Origin of the sequence: Latilactobacillus sakei (assembly GCA_002953655.1) — a bacterium.
Classification (GTDB): Bacteria; Bacillota; Bacilli; order Lactobacillales; family Lactobacillaceae; genus Latilactobacillus; species Latilactobacillus sakei_A.
Genome location: CP025839.1, coordinates 413,141 through 433,500 on the forward strand (window position 1 = coordinate 413,141; position 20,360 = coordinate 433,500).

Genomic DNA, 20,360 nt, shown 5'->3' on the forward strand with positions numbered 1-20,360 from the left:
ATCAATAGAAAGTAGGACAAGCTTATGACAAAACGTAAAATCGTCGTTGCATTAGGTGGGAATGCTATTTTATCAACTGATGCCTCAGCAAGCGCTCAAATCAAAGCCGTTAAGGAAACGGTTAAACAATTAGTTGCCTTCGTAAAACAAGGTGACCAACTTATTATTTCGCATGGTAATGGGCCACAAGTCGGTAACTTGTTAATTCAACAAGCGGCTAGCGATTCTGAAAAAACACCAGCAATGCCATTAGATACGGTCGGTGCGATGTCACAAGGCGAAATTGGTTACTGGATGCAAAATGCTTTTAACGAAGTTTTAGCAGAAGAAGGCTTGGCTTTGGATGTTGCAACAATCGTAACCCAAACGATTGTGGATGCTAAAGATAAAGCTTTCCAAAACCCAACGAAACCAATCGGGCCTTTCTATACCGAAGCAGAAGCTAAGAAACAACAAAGTATCAATCCAGAAGCACACTTTGTGGAAGATGCCGGGCGTGGCTGGCGGCGGGTAGTTCCTTCACCACGGCCAATCGGGATTCAAGAAGCACCTGTTATCCAAAAATTAGTTGAAGGTAACGTGATCACGATTTCAGCCGGTGGCGGTGGTGTACCAGTTGCAAAAGAAGGCAACAAGCTTCGTGGGGTTGAAGCCGTAATCGATAAAGATTTCGCTTCAGAAAAATTAGCCGAATTAGTGGGCGCAGACATGTTAATTATTTTAACAGCTGTGGATAACGTCTACGTTAACTTCAATAAGCCAGATCAAAAGAAATTAACCAACGTCTCAGTCGCTGAATTAGAAGATTACATCAAAGACGATCAATTCGCTAAAGGTAGCATGCTGCCTAAGATTCAAGCTGCAATCGAATACGTTAATAATCGTCCTGATAGTAAGGCCATCATCACTTCCCTTGATAACGTGAAGAATTTATTGGCACATGATGCCGGGACAATCATTACGAAATAGAGGCCAAGCTAATGGAAATTGCAAATTTCGGCGTTGAAGAGTGGTTAAACGTGTACGAAACACAAGCAACCTTGGATATTGCGCAAAGTACGATTGCCTCAATGACGATGTCAGAATTGATGGCCCTCTCACCTGATAATGGGACGCAGTTTTATCAAGACTTAGCGCAACAAAAGATGAATTATGGTGCGATTGAAGGTTCAGCGGCTTTTAAAGAAGCCGTTAGTGAATTGTATCAAACGGTCAACAGCAACCAGGTGTTACAAACGAACGGTGCGACGGGTGCCAATTTATTAGCCCTTTATGCGCTAGTAAAACCTGGCGATCATGTGATTACCATGTTTCCAACTTATCAACAACTTTATGAAATTCCCATCTCAATTGGAGCAACCGTTTCGTATTGGCAATTGGATGAGGCCCATAATTGGTTACCAGATATTGCTGAATTGAAAAAGTTAATCAGACCAGCAACCAAACTGATTTGTTTGAACAACGCTAACAACCCGACCGGGACGGTTATTTCAACAGAATTGATGCAAGCAATCGTTGAAGTGGCGCGAACGGTGGGCGCCTATGTCCTTGTGGATGAGGTTTACTTGCCATTAGGTGAAGGGCAACCAACAACTTCGATTGCTGATTTATATGAACGAGGGATTGCCACTAACAGTTTATCGAAGACCTATTCAGTTCCTGGTATTCGGGTCGGTTGGCTGATTGCTAACGAAAAATTGACCGATTTGTTTAGAAAATATCGGGATTACACCATGATTTGTGCCGGTGTTTTCAGTGATCAGTTAGCGGTTTATGTATTACGACATCGCAAACAAGTTTTAGCCCGTAATCGGGCACTGGTTCAACGCAATCTCGCGATTTTTAAAGCCTGGGTTGCACAAGAACCACTCGTTGATGTCATCTATCCAGAATCAGTATCAACATCGTTTATTCATTTCAAAGAAATTGAAGACGATGAAGCATTTTGTAAATATTTATTAAAAGAATACGGCGTCTTATTAGTGCCCGGTCAGCGTTTTGAAATTCCCGGACATGCCAGACTAGGGTATTGCGCACCAGAAGCAACTCTGAAAAAAGGGTTGGCCGAATTATCAAAAGCGCTCAGAACGTATTAATAATTGAGTGACGTAATTTAGGAGTGGTTTAAAATGACGGAAGAAAAACCAGCAAAAAAAATTGGCTTATTGGCATTAATTGCATTGGTTATTAGTTCATCTATTGGTAGTGGGGTCTTCGGATTAACATCTGATTTAGCGAGTGCATCCGCACCGGGCCCAGTTTTAATCGCATGGGTCATTGTCGGTTTTGGGATTTTAATGCTGGCATTATCCTTGAATAATTTATTGATGAAAGAACCTGAATTAGAAGGGATTTTCTCGTATGCTGAAAAGGGTTTTGGCCCCTTTGCTGGCTTTGTTAGTGGCTGGGGTTATTGGCTATCAGCATGGTTGGGGAATGTAGCCTTTGCGACAATTTTAATGAGTGCGTTGGGTTATTTCTTCCCGATTTTTAAATCAGGACAGAATTTACCCTCAATCTTAGTTGCCAGTGTTTTATCGTGGAGCTTAACGTATTTTGTTAATCGCGGGGTAGAAGGCGCAGCCGCCATCAATACATTGGTAACTATTTGTAAATTGATTCCACTATTTGTTTTCATTGTATTTGGGATTGTGTTATTTAAAGGCCATCTTTTCACACAAGCATTTTGGAATAATATGAGTAATAGCTTCGTAGCAGGCGATGTGATGAGCCAGATTAAGAATTGTATGATGGTTATGATGTGGGTCTTTGTCGGTATCGAAGGGGCTTCAATGTTATCAGCGCGGGCGGAAAAGAAGTCTGATGCTGGTAAAGCAACGATTTTAGGATTAGTGAGTTTATTAGCGATTTATATCTTAGCGTCTGTGCTACCTTATGGGTATTTAACGCAAGATCAATTGGCTAGCATCAAACAACCAGCGATGTTATACATTTTTGAACAAATGGTTGGAACTTGGGGCGGCTACTTCATCGGTGTGGGGTTAATTATCTCGATTTTAGGGGCTTGGTTGTCTTGGACGATGTTACCAGCCGAAACAATGTTATTAATGGCAAAGCAAAACCTATTGCCAGCTTACTTCGGCCGCGTCAACAAGAAAAAGGCACCGACGTTTGCATTAGTCGTGACAGCGGGGTTGATTCAAGTTTTCCTTTTCACCCTATTATTCACAACAAAAGCTTATAACTTCGCTTATTCCTTGTGTACGGCGTCAATTATCGTTTGTTACATGTTGGTGGCAGCTTATCAAATTAAATATTCTTGGGCTCACCTGCAAGAAAAAGGTAATCGGCAACAATTATTAATTGGGATTTTAGCCTTATTATTTGAAATTGCCGGGATTTTAATGGCGGGTATTAGTTACTTATTACTTTGTTTTATTGCCTATATTCCTGGGATTTACTTCTATGGTCGTGCTCGTAAAAATAATGGTCATCAACATTTCTTGTCAAAAGGGGAATGGTTAATCACGGCAATTATTGTCGTAGGTGCAATCGTTGGTATTTGGTTAGTTGTTTCAGGTAAAATTGTTATTTAGATATGTTATATTAGAACTTTGGTTACTTTGAGTAAAAAGTAATAATTGAGAATACTTTGGGAGCGAAAATCATGATTGCCGCAGACGAATATCCAAGATATATTCAATACTTAAGGACCAGACCTGAATTTATTGATTTTTCAGATGAAGAAATGAACATTCTGATGAACAACATGAAAGTTAAAGATTTTCATAAAGGCCAGGAATTGTTTGATCAAACAGATGAGCGGAGCCGATTCTATTTCGTTGTAAGCGGTCTCGTCAGAGCCGAACGAACGGACGAAAATGATGAGTTTACGTTTTATACGTATATCAAACAAGACTTAGCTTTCCCTTATCGGGGGATGTTTACCGATCAATATTATCCATATACGGCTCGTGCGATGACCGATATTGAGATTATTTATTTTCCGATGGCGACTTTTGAGCATTTATTACAAAAGAATACCGCTTCAATCGTCAAAGTGGTTCAAGAAATGGGTTCGATTATTAGTGAATCAGAAGATCAAATCCAAAGAATGGTGACCTCTAGTGCAAAGCAACGGGTTATTCAAGCTTTAAAAATATTTGAAATTAATTTGGGTGAACCACTGCGATGTGGTCGGGCGTATATCCCGTATCCGATTACGGTGAAGGAATTGGCGACGATGAGTGGGACCACTCGTGAAACGGCCGGTCAAATTGTTAAACAATTAGCCGCCCAAAAATTACTAAGTTATGAACACAAAGAATTTCGGTTTGAAAAAGCCTTCTTTAAAGATGAGTTGGCGTAAAAATTAAGGGGCACTTTGTCTCGCTATTAAGTTTAAAAGCCCATAATAAATCGTTTTGAAAAACGACTATTATGGGTTTTTATGTGGCAATTATTGTAAACGCTTCAATTGAACTTATTAAAAAAGGAGATGGCATGATGAATGATACTGAAATAATAACAACCAATCCAAGCCCTAAGAAGCGGTTTAAACTTAAAATGCCGGGGGCGTTCGTCATTTTATTCATACTGACAGTGGTCGCGGTGATGGCAACGTGGGTTGTGCCGTCAGGGTCTTACGCGAAGTTATCGTATGATCAAAAGAGCACGCAGCTGGTTGTGACCAAACCAGCTGGACAGGTTGAAAAGGTGCCAGCCACACAGGCAGCCTTAGATCGACTCGGCGTTAAAATTAAAATTAGTCAGTTTACTTCTGGTAGTATCAATGCAGCCGTATCGATTCCCAATACTTATAAAAGATTGAAGCAGCGCCCCGCTAGTTTGGCAGCTGTCCCTAACAGCATGGTTCGGGGGACTGTTGAAGCCGTTGATATTATGGTCTTCATTTTAGTTTTAGGCGGTTTGATTGGGACGGTCAAGGCCAGTGGTGCCTTTGAATCAGGCTTGTTGGCTTTGACTAAGAAAACAAAAGGCCACGAGTTCCTGTTAATCTTTTTTGTCGCACTCCTCATGGTTTTAGGGGGGACTTTATGTGGGATTGAAGAAGAGGCGGTGGCCTTTTATCCAATCTTAGTACCGGTCTTTATTGCGATGGGATATGATTCGATTGTTTGTGTGGGAGCGATTTTCCTCGCTAGTTCAATCGGGACGACTTTTTCGACGATTAATCCCTTTTCAGTCGTCATTGCTTCTAATGCGGCTGGGATTAGTTTCACGGAAGGCTTGTTGTGGCGAGTTGGCGGCTGTATTATAGGTGCTATTTTTGTCATTTATTACCTTTATCGTTATTCTAAAAAGGTTAAGGCTGATCCGACCCAATCATATGCATACGAAGATCATGACGCGTTTGATAAGCTGTGGGCAATTACGGCTGATGAGACGCAGTCAAAAGCCGTCTTCACCTGGCGGAAAAAATTGATTCTGGTCTTATTTGTGGTGACCTTTCCGATTATGGTTTGGGGTGTCATGTCTCAAGGTTGGTGGTTCCCAACAATGGCGGCTTCATTTTTAACCTTTGCGATTATCATCATGTTTTTAACAGCAACTGGGCCAGAAGGGATTGGCGAAAAAGGGGTCATCGATGCCTTTGTAAATGGTGCTGCTAGCTTAGTGGGGGTCTCCCTTATTATTGGCCTTGCGCGAGGGATTAACTTGATTATGAATGAAGGGCTGATTTCAGATACGCTATTACAATATTCGTCATCACTAGTGGCACATGTTAGTGGGCCGATTTTTATTTTAATCATGTTAGTGATTTTCTTCGTCCTCGGGTTTATTGTCCCTTCTTCTTCAGGATTAGCGGTTTTGTCGATGCCAATTATGGCCCCATTGGCAGATACAGTTAACATTCCGCGGTTTGTCGTGGTAACGGCCTATCAATTTGGCCAATATGCGATGTTGTTCTTGGCACCAACTGGCTTGGTGATGGCTACTTTGCAAATGTTAGATGTTAAATACGCTCACTGGTTGCGGTTTGTCTGGCCGGTGGTCGCTTTTGTGCTGACATTTGGGGGCGCCATGTTGGTCTTACAAGTCCTAATTTATTCATAAAATTGCTTGGGGAAATAACGGGTTTTCTTGCTTAATCACTAAAGTCTGATAGAATGAAGCAAGTAGAAATTCTAGAATTGGAGTCGATTAAATGGAACCAGCGATCAAGTATCGTTTAATCAAAAAAGAAAAACATACAGGCGCGCGCTTAGGCGAAATTGTAACACCGCATGGGACTTTTAAAACACCGATGTTTATGCCGGTGGGGACCCAAGCCAGTGTTAAAACTATGGCCCCTGAAGATTTAAAAGCAATGGGTGCTGGCATTATTTTGTCGAATACTTATCATTTATGGTTACGACCTGGTGAAGATATCGTCGAAAAAGCGGGCGGTTTGCATAAATTTATGAACTGGGATCGGGGGGTTTTAACCGATTCAGGTGGTTTCCAAGTCTTTTCATTAGCTAAATTGCGTGATATCAGTGAAGAAGGGGTCGCCTTCAAGAGTCATTTGAATGGCGAAAAACTATTCCTATCACCTGAAAAAGCAATTCATGTTGAAAATGCTTTGGGTGCTGATATCATGATGAGTTTTGATGAATGTCCACCATTCTTCGAAAGTTATGACTATGTTAAAAAATCAGTTGAACGGACTTCGCGTTGGGCTGAACGAGGCTTAATTGCGCATCAAAATCCAGCCACACAAGGCTTGTTTGGAATTGTCCAAGGGGCCGGTTTTGAAGATCTTCGTCGCCAAAGTGCGCGTGATTTAGTGGGGATGGACTTCCCAGGCTATTCAATCGGTGGGCTTTCAGTTGGTGAATCAAAGGGTGAAATGAATCGCGTTCTCGATTTTACAACACCAATGTTACCTGAAGACAAACCACGTTATTTGATGGGCGTTGGCTCACCAGATGCGTTGATTGATGGTGTTATTCGGGGTGTCGATATGTTTGATTGCGTGTTACCAACGCGGATAGCACGTAATGGGACTACAATGACATCTCAAGGCCGTTTAGTGGTTAAGAATGCGAAATATTCTGAAGATTTCAGACCATTAGATCCCAAATGTGACTGTTATGTCTGCAAGAATTATACACGAGCTTATATTCGTCATTTAATTAAAGCGGATGAAACTTTTGGGATTCATTTAACGAGTTACCATAACTTATACTTCTTAATCAACTTGATGCACCAAGTACAAGATGCGATTGAACAAGATAACTTATTGGAATTCAGAGAAGCATTCTTCGAAGAATACGGCTATAACGAAAATAACGGCCGTAATTTCTAGCGAATCACTGGAAGTTAGGCGATAAGTCTGCTAAAGTTGACTAGTAGATAAATAACGAAAAGAGGTATTTTAAATGTTAAACCTAGTATTAGGTGCCAATCCATTTGGTGGCAACTCAAGTTTCTTAATCATCTTGGTTTTAATGATGGTCATGATGTATTTCATGGTCATGCGGCCACAAAAGAAACAACAACAAAAACATCAAGAAATGGTTAACCAAATGAAAAAAGGCGACCAAGTTATCACAATTGGTGGTTTACACGGTGTCATTGACTCAGTGAATAACGATACTAAAATTGTTGTTTTAGATTGTGATGGCGTTTATCTTAAATTTAACTTAAGTGCTATCCGGACAGTTGAACCAACTGCTAAAGCAACTGAAACAGTCGTTGAAGACACAGTTGACGAATCAAAAGAAGAAACAAAATAATTTAAGCGAGATGACTCATTTTTATCATAAAATGAGTCATCTTTTTTTGTATAATACATAAAATAGATAGTCGAGTAGCGAGCGGTTTGATATACTATAATCAGATAGTTTATAGTGTTAACCTAAATGATTGTTAGCGCTGTTAAACAAAATGGAGATGGTGATTTAATGACTTTAGAATTAACTGACGAATTACTTGCAACACCAACAGCACTTGATGCGAAGCTTGATTTTTCAGATGAAATTAAGCATAAATTAACGCCAGCAGAAATGGTATCGGCGCAAGCGTATGCGCAGAGTCTCTCGGTCAGACAACAGAATACTGTAACCGAGTATGGTAAAGCACAACAAACAGCACTTTCTAATTTTTCAACTGATATTTTAGAAAAAGTCCGGAATAAGGATCTAGGAGAAATTGGGGATAGTCTGCGGGTACTCGTTAAAAGTTTAAGTGAAGCCAACCCTGATAAGTTGGCCCATCAAAATGATTCACTATTCGCTAAATTATTTGCGCGCCTTAGGACGTCGCTATTGGAAATGACGGCTAAATATCAAGAAGTGAGTGTCCAAATTGACCGTTCGGCAGAGCAATTAGCAAAGCAAGAACAGGTTTTATTATCAGATAACAATTTATTAGATGAAATGTATACTAAAAATTTAGCTTTTTATCAGGAGTTAAACATCTTAATTGTGGGGGCTAAGTTGAAAATCGAAGCGCTTGATACTGAGATTGCACAAATGCAGGCAACGCTTAAAGCTGGCGATCAAATGCAAGTGCAACAGTTACAAGATTTAATGGCGATGCAAGAACGTTTGGGTAAGAAAATGTCTGATTTATTGTTAACACGTGAGATTACGATTCAACAGGCGCCACAAATCCGATTAATTCAAAATAGCAATACGGTCTTAGCGGAAAAAATTCAAGCATCCATTGCAACGGCTATTCCGCTTTGGAAAAATCAAGTCGGCATCGCCTTAGCGTTACTGAGCCAAAAAGAAGCTTTATTAACTCAAAATGCGGTAGCCAATGCGACCAATGATTTATTGAAGAAAAACAGTCAACTTTTACATCAATCGGCTGTTGAGATTGCTCAAGCTAGTCAACGGGGAATTGTAGATGTGGCAACTTTAAAAGAAACCCAGACTAACCTAATTGATACGATTTCTGAAGTCTTACAGATTCAAGCCGAAGGTAAGACCCAACGCCAAGATGTTGAAAGTCAATTACAACAATTAGAGCAGTCATTGCAAAAACGTTTAGCAACGATTGACCAAACTGAATTGAAGCAGGATGAAGACAATGCGCAAGATACTAGTTTATAGTCAACCTAAATTACATTTTTTGATGCGCCGGTTAGTGGCGCTGTTGTTACTACTACTATTTATTGGGGGCTTTTTGTTAAGGGCTAAATACCACAATGAGTTTGTGGCAGGTCAGTATTATCACCAGTTATTAATTGTGTACGGACTCGCGTTTATTGGGATTCTTAGTTATTGGGGGGTTAGTTATCACCACTTGGCGCAAGATAAGTTTCAAGTGGCCAGAATTAACGACCAAAAGACAGGCCTGTGGCTTAATCTACATGGCTTTCGAACCCGACGAATTTATGTGGCTTTTGAATGGTTGACGGTGCAAAATAATCGAACGGGGATTCAATTGAATTATCGCCGAGCATTAGCACTGACGCGTCGCGATAAGCTGATGCTAGTCGGTCGCGGTTCCGTTACCTTAGATACCCGGGTCTTTGATAAAAAAGTGCTCGTTAGTTTTGCACGCCAATTAGAGGCAACTAATCAAGCAGAAGTAGCAGCGGGCTTTTCTGAAATTATCGACCGTGATATTAAGCCAACCAAGCTGCCTAAAATATCGCTTTGGAAGTGGCTTTGTGTGGGAATAACACTCTTTTTTTTAGGAGCTACTATTTGGGATACTAATTCAGCGACAACTAAGCCAACCAAAGAAGTACGCGCTAAGACTGAATTTGCCCGTAATGGTTATCACAAAGCACAGACGTATCAAAAGCCGGGGCAAGTTGTTAAGACGCGTAAATTAAAGCTGGTGATTAACCACATCTACCGTGCGACATCAACCGATGAAAAAGCATTAGTGATACTGAATGTGACGGTTAGCGGACACAACGTTGATGATGGGTTAAGTCTAGCAGGTGGGGACTTTTATCTGTATCGTAAGTGGTCTTTGAAGGATGAAAAAGACGATGAATATTTTGATATGGCTGGACATAAAAATCTCAATTATCTCTTACTTGATGGTAAAGAGCAGCCGATTATTAATATTTTGAAGGAAGGTTACGAGGTGTCAGGGGATACGCCACCTCGAACTTTTAATATTGTGATGAATAAACCGAATCAAGCAGCTTTTGATATTGTTTACCAGGGCTTTTATTATGATTTAAATAAAAAGCCAAGCAGTACTGATGACACTTCCTTTGTATTACATGTTAAGGAAAAGCAATTGGAGGAATTGACGAATGGTTAAAAAAGGAATCCTGATTATTTTAGGGTTTGTATGCTATTTCGGTATAGCAATCACGCCAGTAGCCGCTCGAACATACGATTATCAGCCAGGAAAGCCCATTACGCTTAAGGATGCAGGCAACCACTATACGATTTTAAATATTAAGACCCTAGAAAAGCCATTACCTAAATTCAACTATGAGGATACAGATGAGTTAGAACGCTTTTTAGTAGTTCAGATGCAACTGTCGGTTGCTAAGAATAATGAAGAAGAATCGGTTGGCGATTATATGTATAAATTAAAAGAAGGTCCTAATCAGCTTGATGCACTAGATAGGTTTGAAAAAGATTTTAAGAATACGACTTTACAAGCGCAATATTATCTATCTTGGATTAACAATAGTGATGATAAATTAGTGGTTAAACCAGGTAAACATAAAAAGTACGACTTAGTTTTTAAGATTTATCCACAAAATGATTTAGTTTTAGAAATAAAATTACCGCGTTCACTAGACGATAACCATGTTGATCGGATTAATATTAAAAAGATTCAAAGCAAAAATGGGGTGACGCCTAGTTTAACGCAGGAGGCGCAGTAGCATGCAAAATATTATTCAATACCGACAGTGGCAACGGGGACTGGCTGTTGTGCTTTTGGGAATATTACTTTTAGTCATTAAGGCTGATCAGGGACTGCCGTTTTTTATCATTGCTGCAATCACCTTTCAATTTTGTTTTAACCAACGACGTAGTTGGTTAATATACGCCCCGCTGACCATCGTTATGTTGAATTTTGTGATGAGCGACCATTTTTTCAGTGATGGACTATTGGGCGGTTCCTTTTTAATCGCTGTTTTTTCATTACCAGTGGAAGGACTGATTTACCTTTATCGGCGAATTAGCGTTCGGCGTTATGCACGCCAGATTAATGAATCAGGAGCACTGGGTCAGCTCTATATTAGTGATCATCTGCTGAAGCAAAGTGGATTAACGAATGCTGAGCGGCTGTTTTTCAAGCGAGAAATTAAAAGCTCATATCAACAACTTGTTTATTTACAACGCGTTAAAATTAAGGCCAGTGCTAGTTTAAAATCTTATAACAAAGATCTTAAACTGATTAATGCCATTTTTAATGAATTGTTGAGTTCACCACGCCAAATTTTAAATGTTTCAGATTTTTTATATGACCATTTTCCAGACTATGTGGCGCAAACCAAAAGTTTATTGCGTTTGAAAAATAACGTTTTGAAAGTTTCAGAAGACGAGGATAAGATTAAAGAAATTCAAACGACGATTAAAGAGCTCTCCGAGTTACTAGCGGCGGATTATTTAATCGTTACGGCAGATGAACGACAACTCGAAAATTAAAGCAAAGGGACTGTTTGAACGGTCCCTTTTTTATATGGTTGGTTAGTGATTAATAGCGCAATATTTCTTGTAGTTCAATTGAATAGATTGCTACGGTTGAAATTAACCTTTAAAAAATATGTTAAAAAAATCACAATAATAGTTTACAAACGCTGCTGAATGCGTTATGCTTTCTTTGTTAATTAAATCACATATAAAAATTACGGAGGCATTCCTGATGGTTAAAAAAGAAGGCGTTAAAGCGGTTGTTGATGCGGTATCTGAAGTAGATAAGATGGTGACGGATTTAGTCACACGGGCCCATGAAGCACTTAAAATCATGGAAACATTCGATCAAGCGAAGGTGGATCATATTGTCCACCAAATGGCGATTGCCGGCCTTGATCATCATATGGAATTAGCTAAAATGGCCGTTGAAGAAACGGGTCGTGGAATCTATGAAGATAAAGCCATTAAAAATATTTTTGCAACGGAAGAAATTTGGCACGCGATTAAAGATAATAAAACAGTTGGTGTCATTGAAGAAGATCCAGAACATGGGATTACTAAGATTGCGGAACCAGTCGGGGTCATTGCGGGGGTAACCCCGGTTACTAATCCAACCTCAACCACGATTTTTAAGGCAGAAATTGCCATTAAAACACGGAATCCAATCATCTTTGCTTTCCATCCCAATGCCCAAAAATGTTCTGCCAGAGCACTTGAAGTGATTAAAGAAGAAGCCGTTAAAGCCGGCTTACCAGCGGATGCCTTATTATTCATTGAGGAACCTAGTTTGGCAGCCACTCAAGCTTTGATGAATCATACTGGGATTGCAACGGTCCTAGCCACTGGTGGACCAGGGATGGTTAAGGCTGCTTATTCAACTGGAAAACCAGCGTTAGGGGTTGGGGCTGGTAACGCACCAGCTTATATTGAAGAATCAGCCAATATCAAACAAGCAGTCAATGATTTAATATTATCGAAATCATTTGATAACGGGATGATCTGTGCATCAGAACAAGCGGTGATTGTTGATGCTAAAATCTACAACGAGGTTAAAAAAGAATTCCAAGCACAAGGTGTTTATTTTGCCAAAGCAAGTGAGCTCCCTGCGTTAAACGAAGCAATTATTGATCCGGCTAAGAACGCTGTGCGCCCGGCAATCCCTGGGCAATCAGCTGCTAAAATTGCTAAGTTAGCTGGCATTGATATTCCAGAAGATACCCCCGTTTTAATTGCTGAAATCAAGGGTGTTGGTCATCAATACCCACTCTCACATGAAAAATTATCGCCGGTCTTAGCGATGATTAAAGCCAAAGACCGTGAAGATGGTTTGGCATTATGTGAAGCGATGCTTGATCTAGGAGGCTTGGGCCACACCGCATCATTGCATACGACAGATGACGCGTTACCATTAGAATTTGCAAAACGGATGAAGGCTTGTCGTGTGTTGGTTAACACACCATCGGCCCAAGGTGGGATTGGTGATTTATACAATGAAATGATTCCGTCATTAACACTAGGCTGTGGATCATATGGGCATAACTCAATTTCACATAATGTCTCGACAATTGACTTATTGAATATTAAAACATTGGCGAAACGGCGGAATAATATGCAATGGGTCAAATTGCCAAGCAAAATCTATTTTGAAAAAAATTCGGTCAACTATTTAGAAAAAATGGCTGATTTAAATAAGGTTTTTATCGTCGCTGATCAGGGCATGGTGAACCTTGGTTATGTCCGGATTGTTGAAGAAGTGTTAGCTAAACGGGCGAATGACGTTCAAATGCAAATCTTCTCAGATGTTGAACCAGATCCATCAACCAACACGATTTATAAGGGTGCTGCAGCGATGCGGAGTTTTGAACCAGATGCGATTGTCGCAATTGGTGGCGGTTCTGTCATGGATGCTGCTAAAGGGATGTGGTTATTCTATGACTCAGAAGAGGCCGATTTCTTCGGCGCAAAACAAAAATTCTTAGACATTCGCAAGCGGACCTACAAGTTCCCTAAACTTAACAAAACCAAACTAATCTGTATCCCAACAACTTCTGGGACGGGGTCAGAAGTAACACCTTTTGCGGTGATTACTGATAGCGAAACCCACATTAAATACCCATTGGCAGATTATGCATTGACGCCAGACGTGGCAATTGTGGATAGTCAATTTGTCGAAAGTGTGCCACCACGAGTTGTGGCACACACTGGGTTGGATGTGCTCTGTCATGCGACTGAAAGCTACGTATCAACCATGGCGTCTAACTACACGAAGGGGCTTAGTTTACAGGCGATTAAATTAGTTTTTGATAACTTGAAGGCCAGCTACGATGGTGATATTACGGCTAAAGGGAACATGCATGATGCCTCAACCATGGCGGGGATGGCCTTTGCGAATGCGTTATTGGGCATCAACCACTCACTGGCGCACAAGTTAGGTGGCGCGTTCAACTTACCCCACGGTTTGATGATAGCCATCACAATGCCCCATGTTATTCGCTATAATGCGACAACCCCAACCAAACGGGCACTCTGGGCTAAATATAGTTACTTCAGAGCTGATGAAGATTACGCCGAAATCGCACGTTATATTGGGTTGAAGGGTAATACGACAGCAGAACTCGTTGAAGCGTATGCCAATGCAGTGACTGAATTAGCCGAAAGTGTTGGGATTCAAATGAGTCTGAAGGCTAACGGTGTCACCAAGGCGGATTTCAAGCAACATGTTGACGAATTAGCCGAATTAGCTTATGAAGATAACTGTACCGTTACAAATCCAAAGGAACCATTAATTAAAGAATTAAAAGGTATCTTAGAAGCAGAATTTTAAAAATAAATAGTTAAAAAGGATTAAGCCTTGTTTGAAGGGCTTAATCCTTTTTATCTTGTTTAAATTTAAACCTGAGAGTATTAATATTACTCAAAATAGGGCATAATAGAGGGTAGACATTCATTTAATTCAGGGAGAACTGAGAAAAGTTTGTCGACAAACTTGATTAAGGATCGGGATGGCAATGACACCCAATAAAGAAGACTATTTAAAAATTATTTTTGAACTTGGTGGCGACGCAAAAAAAGTTACCAATAAGGAAATTCTAGCGGGATTGAACGTTTCGGCAGCATCAGTCACGGAAATGGTCAACAAATTAGTGAAAGAGAATTACGTCAACCACACACCCTATCAAGGGATTCAATTGACAAGTGAAGGTGCTAGAGAAGCAGCGCTATTAGTGCGCAATCATCGCTTGTGGGAAGTTTTTCTAGTCGACAAGTTACATTATCAATTTAATACCGTTCATCCAGAAGCAGAACAGCTTGAGCATGTAACCAATCATGATTTAGCCGAACGGTTGGCCGATTTTTTAGGCCATCCAAAGCGCTGCCCACACGGTGGCATTATCCCTAACGCTAAAGGTGAGTTTGAACAACAGAGCCACCATGCATTAGTCGATCTTGAGGTCGGTGAAAAAGCGGTAATTGAACGGGTATTAGATGATAATGATTTATTGAAATACACGTTGGAAATCGGCTTAACGGTTGGCGATACTGTGACTTTGACGAAGGTGGGGCTTTTTGAAAGTCCGATTACCGTGATGGATGAAACACAGCAAACCGAAATTCAAGTCGGGATTAAAGCGGCGCAACACATTTTTGTGACGCCAGTTACAGCAGATTAATGAAGAAAGTGGTGTGAACATGCGCTCAGATTTAGCAGCATTATTTATTATATTTGGTGGCTCGGGTGATTTAGCACAACGCAAATTATACCCAGCGCTTTTCAATCTATATCGTAAGGGTTACTTAAAAGAAAGTTTTGCAGTGATTGGCACCGCTAGACGCCCTTGGACAGATGAACATTATCACGAAATTGTGATGGCATCCCTAGCAGGTTTTGAAGAAGATGATAAAACGAAGCAAAACTTTACGAGCCACTTCTACTATCAATCACACGATGTCACAGATGCCAAGCATTATGAAACACTGAAGGCCTTAGCAGCAAAATTAGATGACAAATATCAACTAAACCAAAATCGCATCTATTATATGGCAATGTCACCCCGTTATTTTGGGACCATTGCCAGTCACTTAGGTTCAGAAGCCTTGTTGACCGCAGATGGGTTCAACCGTTTAATTATTGAAAAACCATTTGGTCGTGACTACGAAAGTGCCAAAGCGCTCAATCAAGAATTAACCCAAACTTTCGCTGAAGACCAAATTTATCGCATTGATCATTATTTAGGTAAGGAAATGATTCAAAATATCGTTGCTTTACGTTTCGGTAATGGCCTATTAAGTGGTGTTTGGAATAACCAATTTATCGATAACGTGCAAATTACGTTAGCCGAATCAGTTGGGGTTGAAGAACGAGCTGGCTATTACGAAACGTCTGGTGCTTTGCGCGATATGTTCCAAAACCATATCATGCAAGTGATTGGGATGTTGGCAATGGAAGTGCCGGTTAACTTCTCAGCAGAAGATGTGCAACGCGAAAAGACACGTCTGTTCAGAAGTATCCAACCTTATTCACCAGCAGAGATTAAACAAAACTTTGTCCGCGCCCAATACGCTGAAACAACGGTCGATGGTGAAAGCAAACCAGGTTATCGTCAAGAAACTAACGTGGCACCAGACTCCCAAACGGAAACGTTTGTTGCTGGGAAAGTGATGATTGATAACGAACGCTGGTGTGGCGTACCATTTTATGTTCGGACCGGGAAACGTTTAGCGCGCAAGGAAACCCAAATCAACATCGTCTTCAAGAAGACCGGGGTTAATATTTTTGCTGATGATAAATCTGATCGTTCAGCAATGGCACCAGATGTCTTAACGATTTATGTGGAACCAGAACAAGGTTTCTCATTAACAATCAACGGTAAGGAAGTCGGTCAAGGCTTCGTATTGAAACCTGACCAATTAAATTATCAATATGACGAACAAATGTTAGCTGACAGCCCAGAAGCTTATGAACGTTTGATTTTAGAAGCGTTAAATGGCGATGGCACAAACTTTACGCATTGGCATGAATTAGCTGCTTCATGGCAATTTGTCGATGCGATTCGTCAAGTTTGGGATGCAGATCAGACACCGCTTCCTACGTATGCAATCGGTTCAATGGGGCCTAAAGAAGCGACAGATTTATTGGCTTCAACCGATGCCAAATGGATTTTTGATCCAACTCAAACAAAAAAATAAGAATTGCCGAGAAGTCTGCGTGTGAAGCCATTCATACCAGGCTTTTCTTATCGCATGAAAGAGGGGGCGTAAAATGGCTGAATTATTTAAGATTCCGTTGGAAAACGATACGAGTCGCAAAATTATTCATATTGATATGGATGCTTTTTACGCTTCCATTGAAGAACGTGAGCAGCCCGATTTACGGCAAAAGCCGCTGATTATTGCCCGCGATCCGAGTGACACAGGGGGCAAAGGGGTCGTGACGACGGCCAATTACGTCGCTCGCCAATACGGGGTGCATTCGGCGATGAGTGCCCAAAAGGCTGCCGAATTAATTCCTAAACATCAAGCCGTTTTTAAGACGCCGAACTTTCCGTTATATCAGTCCGTTTCGGCGCAGATTCACGAAATTTTCCATACGGTGACCGATAAAATTGAACCGATTGCTTTTGATGAAGCTTATTTAGATGTTACTGAAAATAAGTTGGGGTTAGCGCACACGATTGAAGTCGTTGCGTACTTGCAAAAGGCGATTTTAGAAGAAACACAGTTAGTCAGTTCCGCTGGGATTTCCTACAATAAATTTTTAGCGAAGATGGCCTCTGATTACCGTAAACCGGCCGGCCGAACATTGGTCTTGCCGGAACAAGCAATCGCCTTTTTAAGCCGCTTGCCGATTGAAAAATTTAGAGGGGTTGGTCAAAAAACGGTGCCCAAGATGCAGGAACTAGGGATTATGACCGGTGCCGATTTACTGGCGCAATCGGAAATGTTTTTGATGCAACATTTTGGCAAGTTGGGTTATGGGTTGTACCGTCATGTGCGGGGCATTGATAACCGGCCAGTCGAATACCAACGCGAACGTAAATCAATCGGTAACGAACATACTTACGGCCAGCCGTTGATTAGCGAAGAACAAGTGCAGGCCCAACTGAAAAGTTTGGCGATTGAATTGGCTCAGCGGTTGCACAAAAATCAGAAACATGGCTTAACGGTCGTTTTAAAAGTGCGTAATCGGCAGTACGAAACGATTACCAAACGCAAAACACTCGGTGAATATGTTGGTAATGCCGCGGAGTTAGAGGCGATTGCCAACCAAATTTGGCAATCAATCGGCCAGGCAGAAGTTGGGATTCGCTTGTTGGGGATTACCGTGACTAATTTAGCCCCCCAGACTTTTGAAAATATAACGCTCCCACTTTACGATTGGGAAAATGATTGACGAGATTACTTTGTCTTTGACGGGTAAAACCGATATACTGTAAGTAACTATGAAAATGGGCTAATAGACGAATTGGCACAAATAGGATTAACTAAGCGGAAATGGCGGTGGTGTTTGAGTGGCAACGAAGCATGATCAAATATTAATGTACATTGAGAATTTGCCAATTGGCGATAAGATATCGGTGCGCTCAATTGCCAAGACGCTAGCGGTTAGTGAAGGAACGGCTTATCGGGCAATCAAGGCCGCTGAAAATAACGGCTTAGTCAGCACGATTGAACGGGTCGGCACGATTCGAATTGAACAAAAATTAAAAGGCAAGATTGAAAACCTCACTTTTGCCGAGATTGTCCAAGTCATCGATGGTGAAGTTTTAGGTGGCAAAGACGGCTTGAATAAGTTGTTGGATAAGTTCGTAATTGGTGCGATGCAGTTAGCGGCGATTACCCGGTATATCACGCCGAAATCATTGTTAATCGTTGGTGATCGGATCGACGTGCAACGATTAGCGCTAGAAAATGGCGCAGCGGTTTTGATCACGGGTGGTTTTCACACTTCCGATGAAGTGATTGCACTGGCTAACGAGCTAGCATTGCCCATTTTGCAAACGACTTACGATACGTATACCGTTGCAACGTTGATTAACCGGGCATTAACCGATCAATTAATCAAAAAAGAAATTACGACGGTGGCCTCAATCTACCGCCCATTTTCAGAAACATACTCATTATTGGCGACTGATACGGTCGGCGATTACAAGAAATTGAGTGCTGCGGTTAAACATTCACGCTTCCCGGTGATTAATGAACACCGGCGCTTAGTCGGAATCGTCACGGTGAAGGATATTTTGGATAAACCAGCTTCGATGACGCTTGATAAGGTAATGACCAAAGAACCTGCGAGTGTTAAGAAGTATATGAGTATTGCCAGTGTCGGACATGCGATGACTTGGAATAGTTTGGAAATCATGCCGGTGGTTGCTGATAACCTTGAATTAGAAGGCATTATTACGCGCCAAGACGTGATGAGCAATATGCAAACGGCCCAACGTCAACCGCAAGTGGCCGAAACTTTCTACGACCAAATTATCGAACTGCTACATCCTAGCGAGAGTTTCCCTGAATTTTATTCAGCGGCGTATCAGTTTGAAGTGAGTCCCCAAATGACCAATAACTTAGGGACGATTTCGTTTGGTGTCTTGAGTGAAGCCGTTTCGGCCGCTTGTCAACGGATGTTACAAGCGACACATCAACGTCATTCAATGATTGAACAGATTAATTTGCATTATCTGCGCTTAATCCAAATTGAAAGTCAGATTCAAATTTTACCGCGGATATTAGAGATTGGCCGGCGCTCCGCTAAAGTTGATGTTGATGTTTATGCCAATCACGTCATTGTTGCCAAAGCAATTGTGACCTGCCAAATTTTAGAAAGAGGTTAATCAATGACTATTCCAGAACAAATTATTGCTAAAATTAAAGCTTACCAAACGATTATGATTCATCGTCATGTCAATCCAGATCCAGATGCGATTGGTTCGCAAGTGGGGTTGGCTGAAGTGATTCGTAATAGCTATCCCGATAAAAAGGTTTACCAAGTCGGTAGTGATACCGGCAACTTAGCTTGGTTAGCCAATGCGCAACCAATTGATCCGGCTTTATACCAAGGTGCGTTGGTGATTACAACTGATGCTGCCAATACCCCCCGGATTAGTGGCGAAGATTATAACCAAGGGGATTACTTGATTAAAATTGATCATCATCCCAACGACGAACCTTATGGGGATTTAAATTGGGTGTTACCAGATGCGTCTAGCACTTCCGAAATTATTGTCGATATGATCAACGATAGCCAAGGCCAATTACAATTGAATCAAGCAGCCGCTCGTGTGCTTTACGCCGGGATTGTGGGCGATACTGGGCGTTTCATGTTTAATTCAACGACACCGCACACAATGACTTGTGCCGCGCAACTAATGACGTTTGACATTCAACATGATAAGATTAATCAACGGATGAACGAGATTACACTCGAACAAGCAAAGTTACAAGGTTACTTATTTGATCAATTGCAGGTTAATGACGACCAAGTGGCTTATCTGGTTGTGGACCAAGAAACGCAAAAACGTTTGAATGTATCAGCCCAACAGGTTCATTCAATTGTCGGCACACCTGGCCGATTAAAAGGTGTGTTAACGTGGGTCATTTTTGTCCAACAAGACGACGGCACTTATCGCGTTCACTTCCGTTCTAAAGGGCCAATCATTAATGAATTGGCTAAGCAACATGACGGTGGTGGGCATCCGCTTGCCAGCGGGGCCAAAGCAGCGGATCAAGCTGAAATTGACACGATTATTACGGCATTATCAGCGCTTGCTGCTGATTACACAGCACAGTAACAGATACTTTTTTGACGGATTTAAACAATAGAAAGCA

Annotated in this window: 17 protein-coding genes; all 17 read left to right on the forward strand. The window is 41.2% G+C overall.

The features are described from left to right. Positions 1-24 precede the first annotated feature (24 nt). The 17 genes from arcC to C0213_01910 all read left to right on the forward strand — a co-directional run bounded on the left by arcC (position 25) and on the right by C0213_01910 (position 20,323). Positions 25-969 (forward strand): carbamate kinase, encoded by a 945-nt coding sequence (gene arcC / locus C0213_01830; GenBank protein ID AUX11227.1) that lies wholly within the window; start codon positions 25-27, stop codon positions 967-969. Positions 970-980: 11 nt separating this feature from the next. Continuing rightward, entirely contained in the window at positions 981-2,096 is a 1,116-nt protein-coding gene (locus tag C0213_01835) for an aminotransferase (GenBank protein AUX11228.1), read from the forward strand. A gap of 33 nt (positions 2,097-2,129) precedes the next feature. Beyond that, a complete protein-coding gene (gene arcD / locus C0213_01840; GenBank protein ID AUX11229.1) occupies positions 2,130-3,557 on the forward strand; it encodes an arginine-ornithine antiporter in 1,428 nt (475 codons plus the stop codon). Between the two features lie 71 nt (positions 3,558-3,628). Continuing rightward, complete coding sequence (locus tag C0213_01845) at positions 3,629-4,330, forward strand: Crp/Fnr family transcriptional regulator (protein ID AUX11230.1); 702 nt, start codon at positions 3,629-3,631, stop codon at positions 4,328-4,330. A gap of 137 nt (positions 4,331-4,467) precedes the next feature. Then, entirely contained in the window at positions 4,468-6,039 is a 1,572-nt protein-coding gene (locus C0213_01850) for a hypothetical protein (protein ID AUX11231.1), read from the forward strand. 91 nt (positions 6,040-6,130) lie between these two features. Continuing rightward, positions 6,131-7,273 carry a tRNA guanosine(34) transglycosylase Tgt gene (locus C0213_01855; GenBank protein ID AUX11232.1) on the forward strand — a complete coding sequence of 381 codons (1,143 nt, stop codon included), beginning with the start codon at positions 6,131-6,133 and terminating at the stop codon, positions 7,271-7,273. Between the two features lie 73 nt (positions 7,274-7,346). Beyond that, positions 7,347-7,703 (forward strand): preprotein translocase subunit YajC, encoded by a 357-nt coding sequence (gene yajC / locus C0213_01860; protein ID AUX11233.1) that lies wholly within the window; start codon positions 7,347-7,349, stop codon positions 7,701-7,703. 126 nt (positions 7,704-7,829) lie between these two features. Then, positions 7,830-9,026 (forward strand): toxic anion resistance protein, encoded by a 1,197-nt coding sequence (locus C0213_01865; protein AUX11234.1) that lies wholly within the window; start codon positions 7,830-7,832, stop codon positions 9,024-9,026. Then, entirely contained in the window at positions 9,004-10,200 is a 1,197-nt protein-coding gene (locus tag C0213_01870; GenBank protein AUX11235.1) for a hypothetical protein, read from the forward strand. The genes C0213_01865 and C0213_01870 overlap by 23 nt, the downstream gene beginning before the upstream one ends. Beyond that, positions 10,193-10,777, forward strand: coding sequence for a hypothetical protein (locus C0213_01875; protein AUX11236.1), 585 nt, complete (start codon positions 10,193-10,195; stop codon positions 10,775-10,777). The genes C0213_01870 and C0213_01875 overlap by 8 nt, the downstream gene beginning before the upstream one ends. Before the next feature lies 1 nt (position 10,778). After that, on the forward strand, positions 10,779-11,546 hold the full coding sequence (locus C0213_01880; GenBank protein AUX11237.1) for a hypothetical protein: 768 nt from the start codon (positions 10,779-10,781) through the stop codon (positions 11,544-11,546). A gap of 217 nt (positions 11,547-11,763) precedes the next feature. After that, positions 11,764-14,358: a bifunctional acetaldehyde-CoA/alcohol dehydrogenase gene (locus tag C0213_01885; GenBank protein AUX11238.1), complete on the forward strand. Its 2,595-nt coding sequence runs from the start codon at positions 11,764-11,766 to the stop codon at positions 14,356-14,358. 184 nt (positions 14,359-14,542) lie between these two features. Beyond that, positions 14,543-15,205: a Cro/Cl family transcriptional regulator gene (locus tag C0213_01890; protein ID AUX12793.1), complete on the forward strand. Its 663-nt coding sequence runs from the start codon at positions 14,543-14,545 to the stop codon at positions 15,203-15,205. Positions 15,206-15,224: 19 nt separating this feature from the next. Then, positions 15,225-16,721 carry a glucose-6-phosphate dehydrogenase gene (locus tag C0213_01895; protein ID AUX11239.1) on the forward strand — a complete coding sequence of 499 codons (1,497 nt, stop codon included), beginning with the start codon at positions 15,225-15,227 and terminating at the stop codon, positions 16,719-16,721. Between the two features lie 73 nt (positions 16,722-16,794). Beyond that, positions 16,795-17,925: a DNA polymerase IV gene (locus tag C0213_01900; protein AUX11240.1), complete on the forward strand. Its 1,131-nt coding sequence runs from the start codon at positions 16,795-16,797 to the stop codon at positions 17,923-17,925. A gap of 118 nt (positions 17,926-18,043) precedes the next feature. Then, a complete protein-coding gene (locus C0213_01905) occupies positions 18,044-19,366 on the forward strand; it encodes a hypothetical protein (GenBank protein ID AUX11241.1) in 1,323 nt (440 codons plus the stop codon). 3 nt (positions 19,367-19,369) lie between these two features. Continuing rightward, a complete protein-coding gene (locus C0213_01910; GenBank protein AUX11242.1) occupies positions 19,370-20,323 on the forward strand; it encodes a DHH family phosphoesterase in 954 nt (317 codons plus the stop codon). Positions 20,324-20,360: the final 37 nt, after the last annotated feature.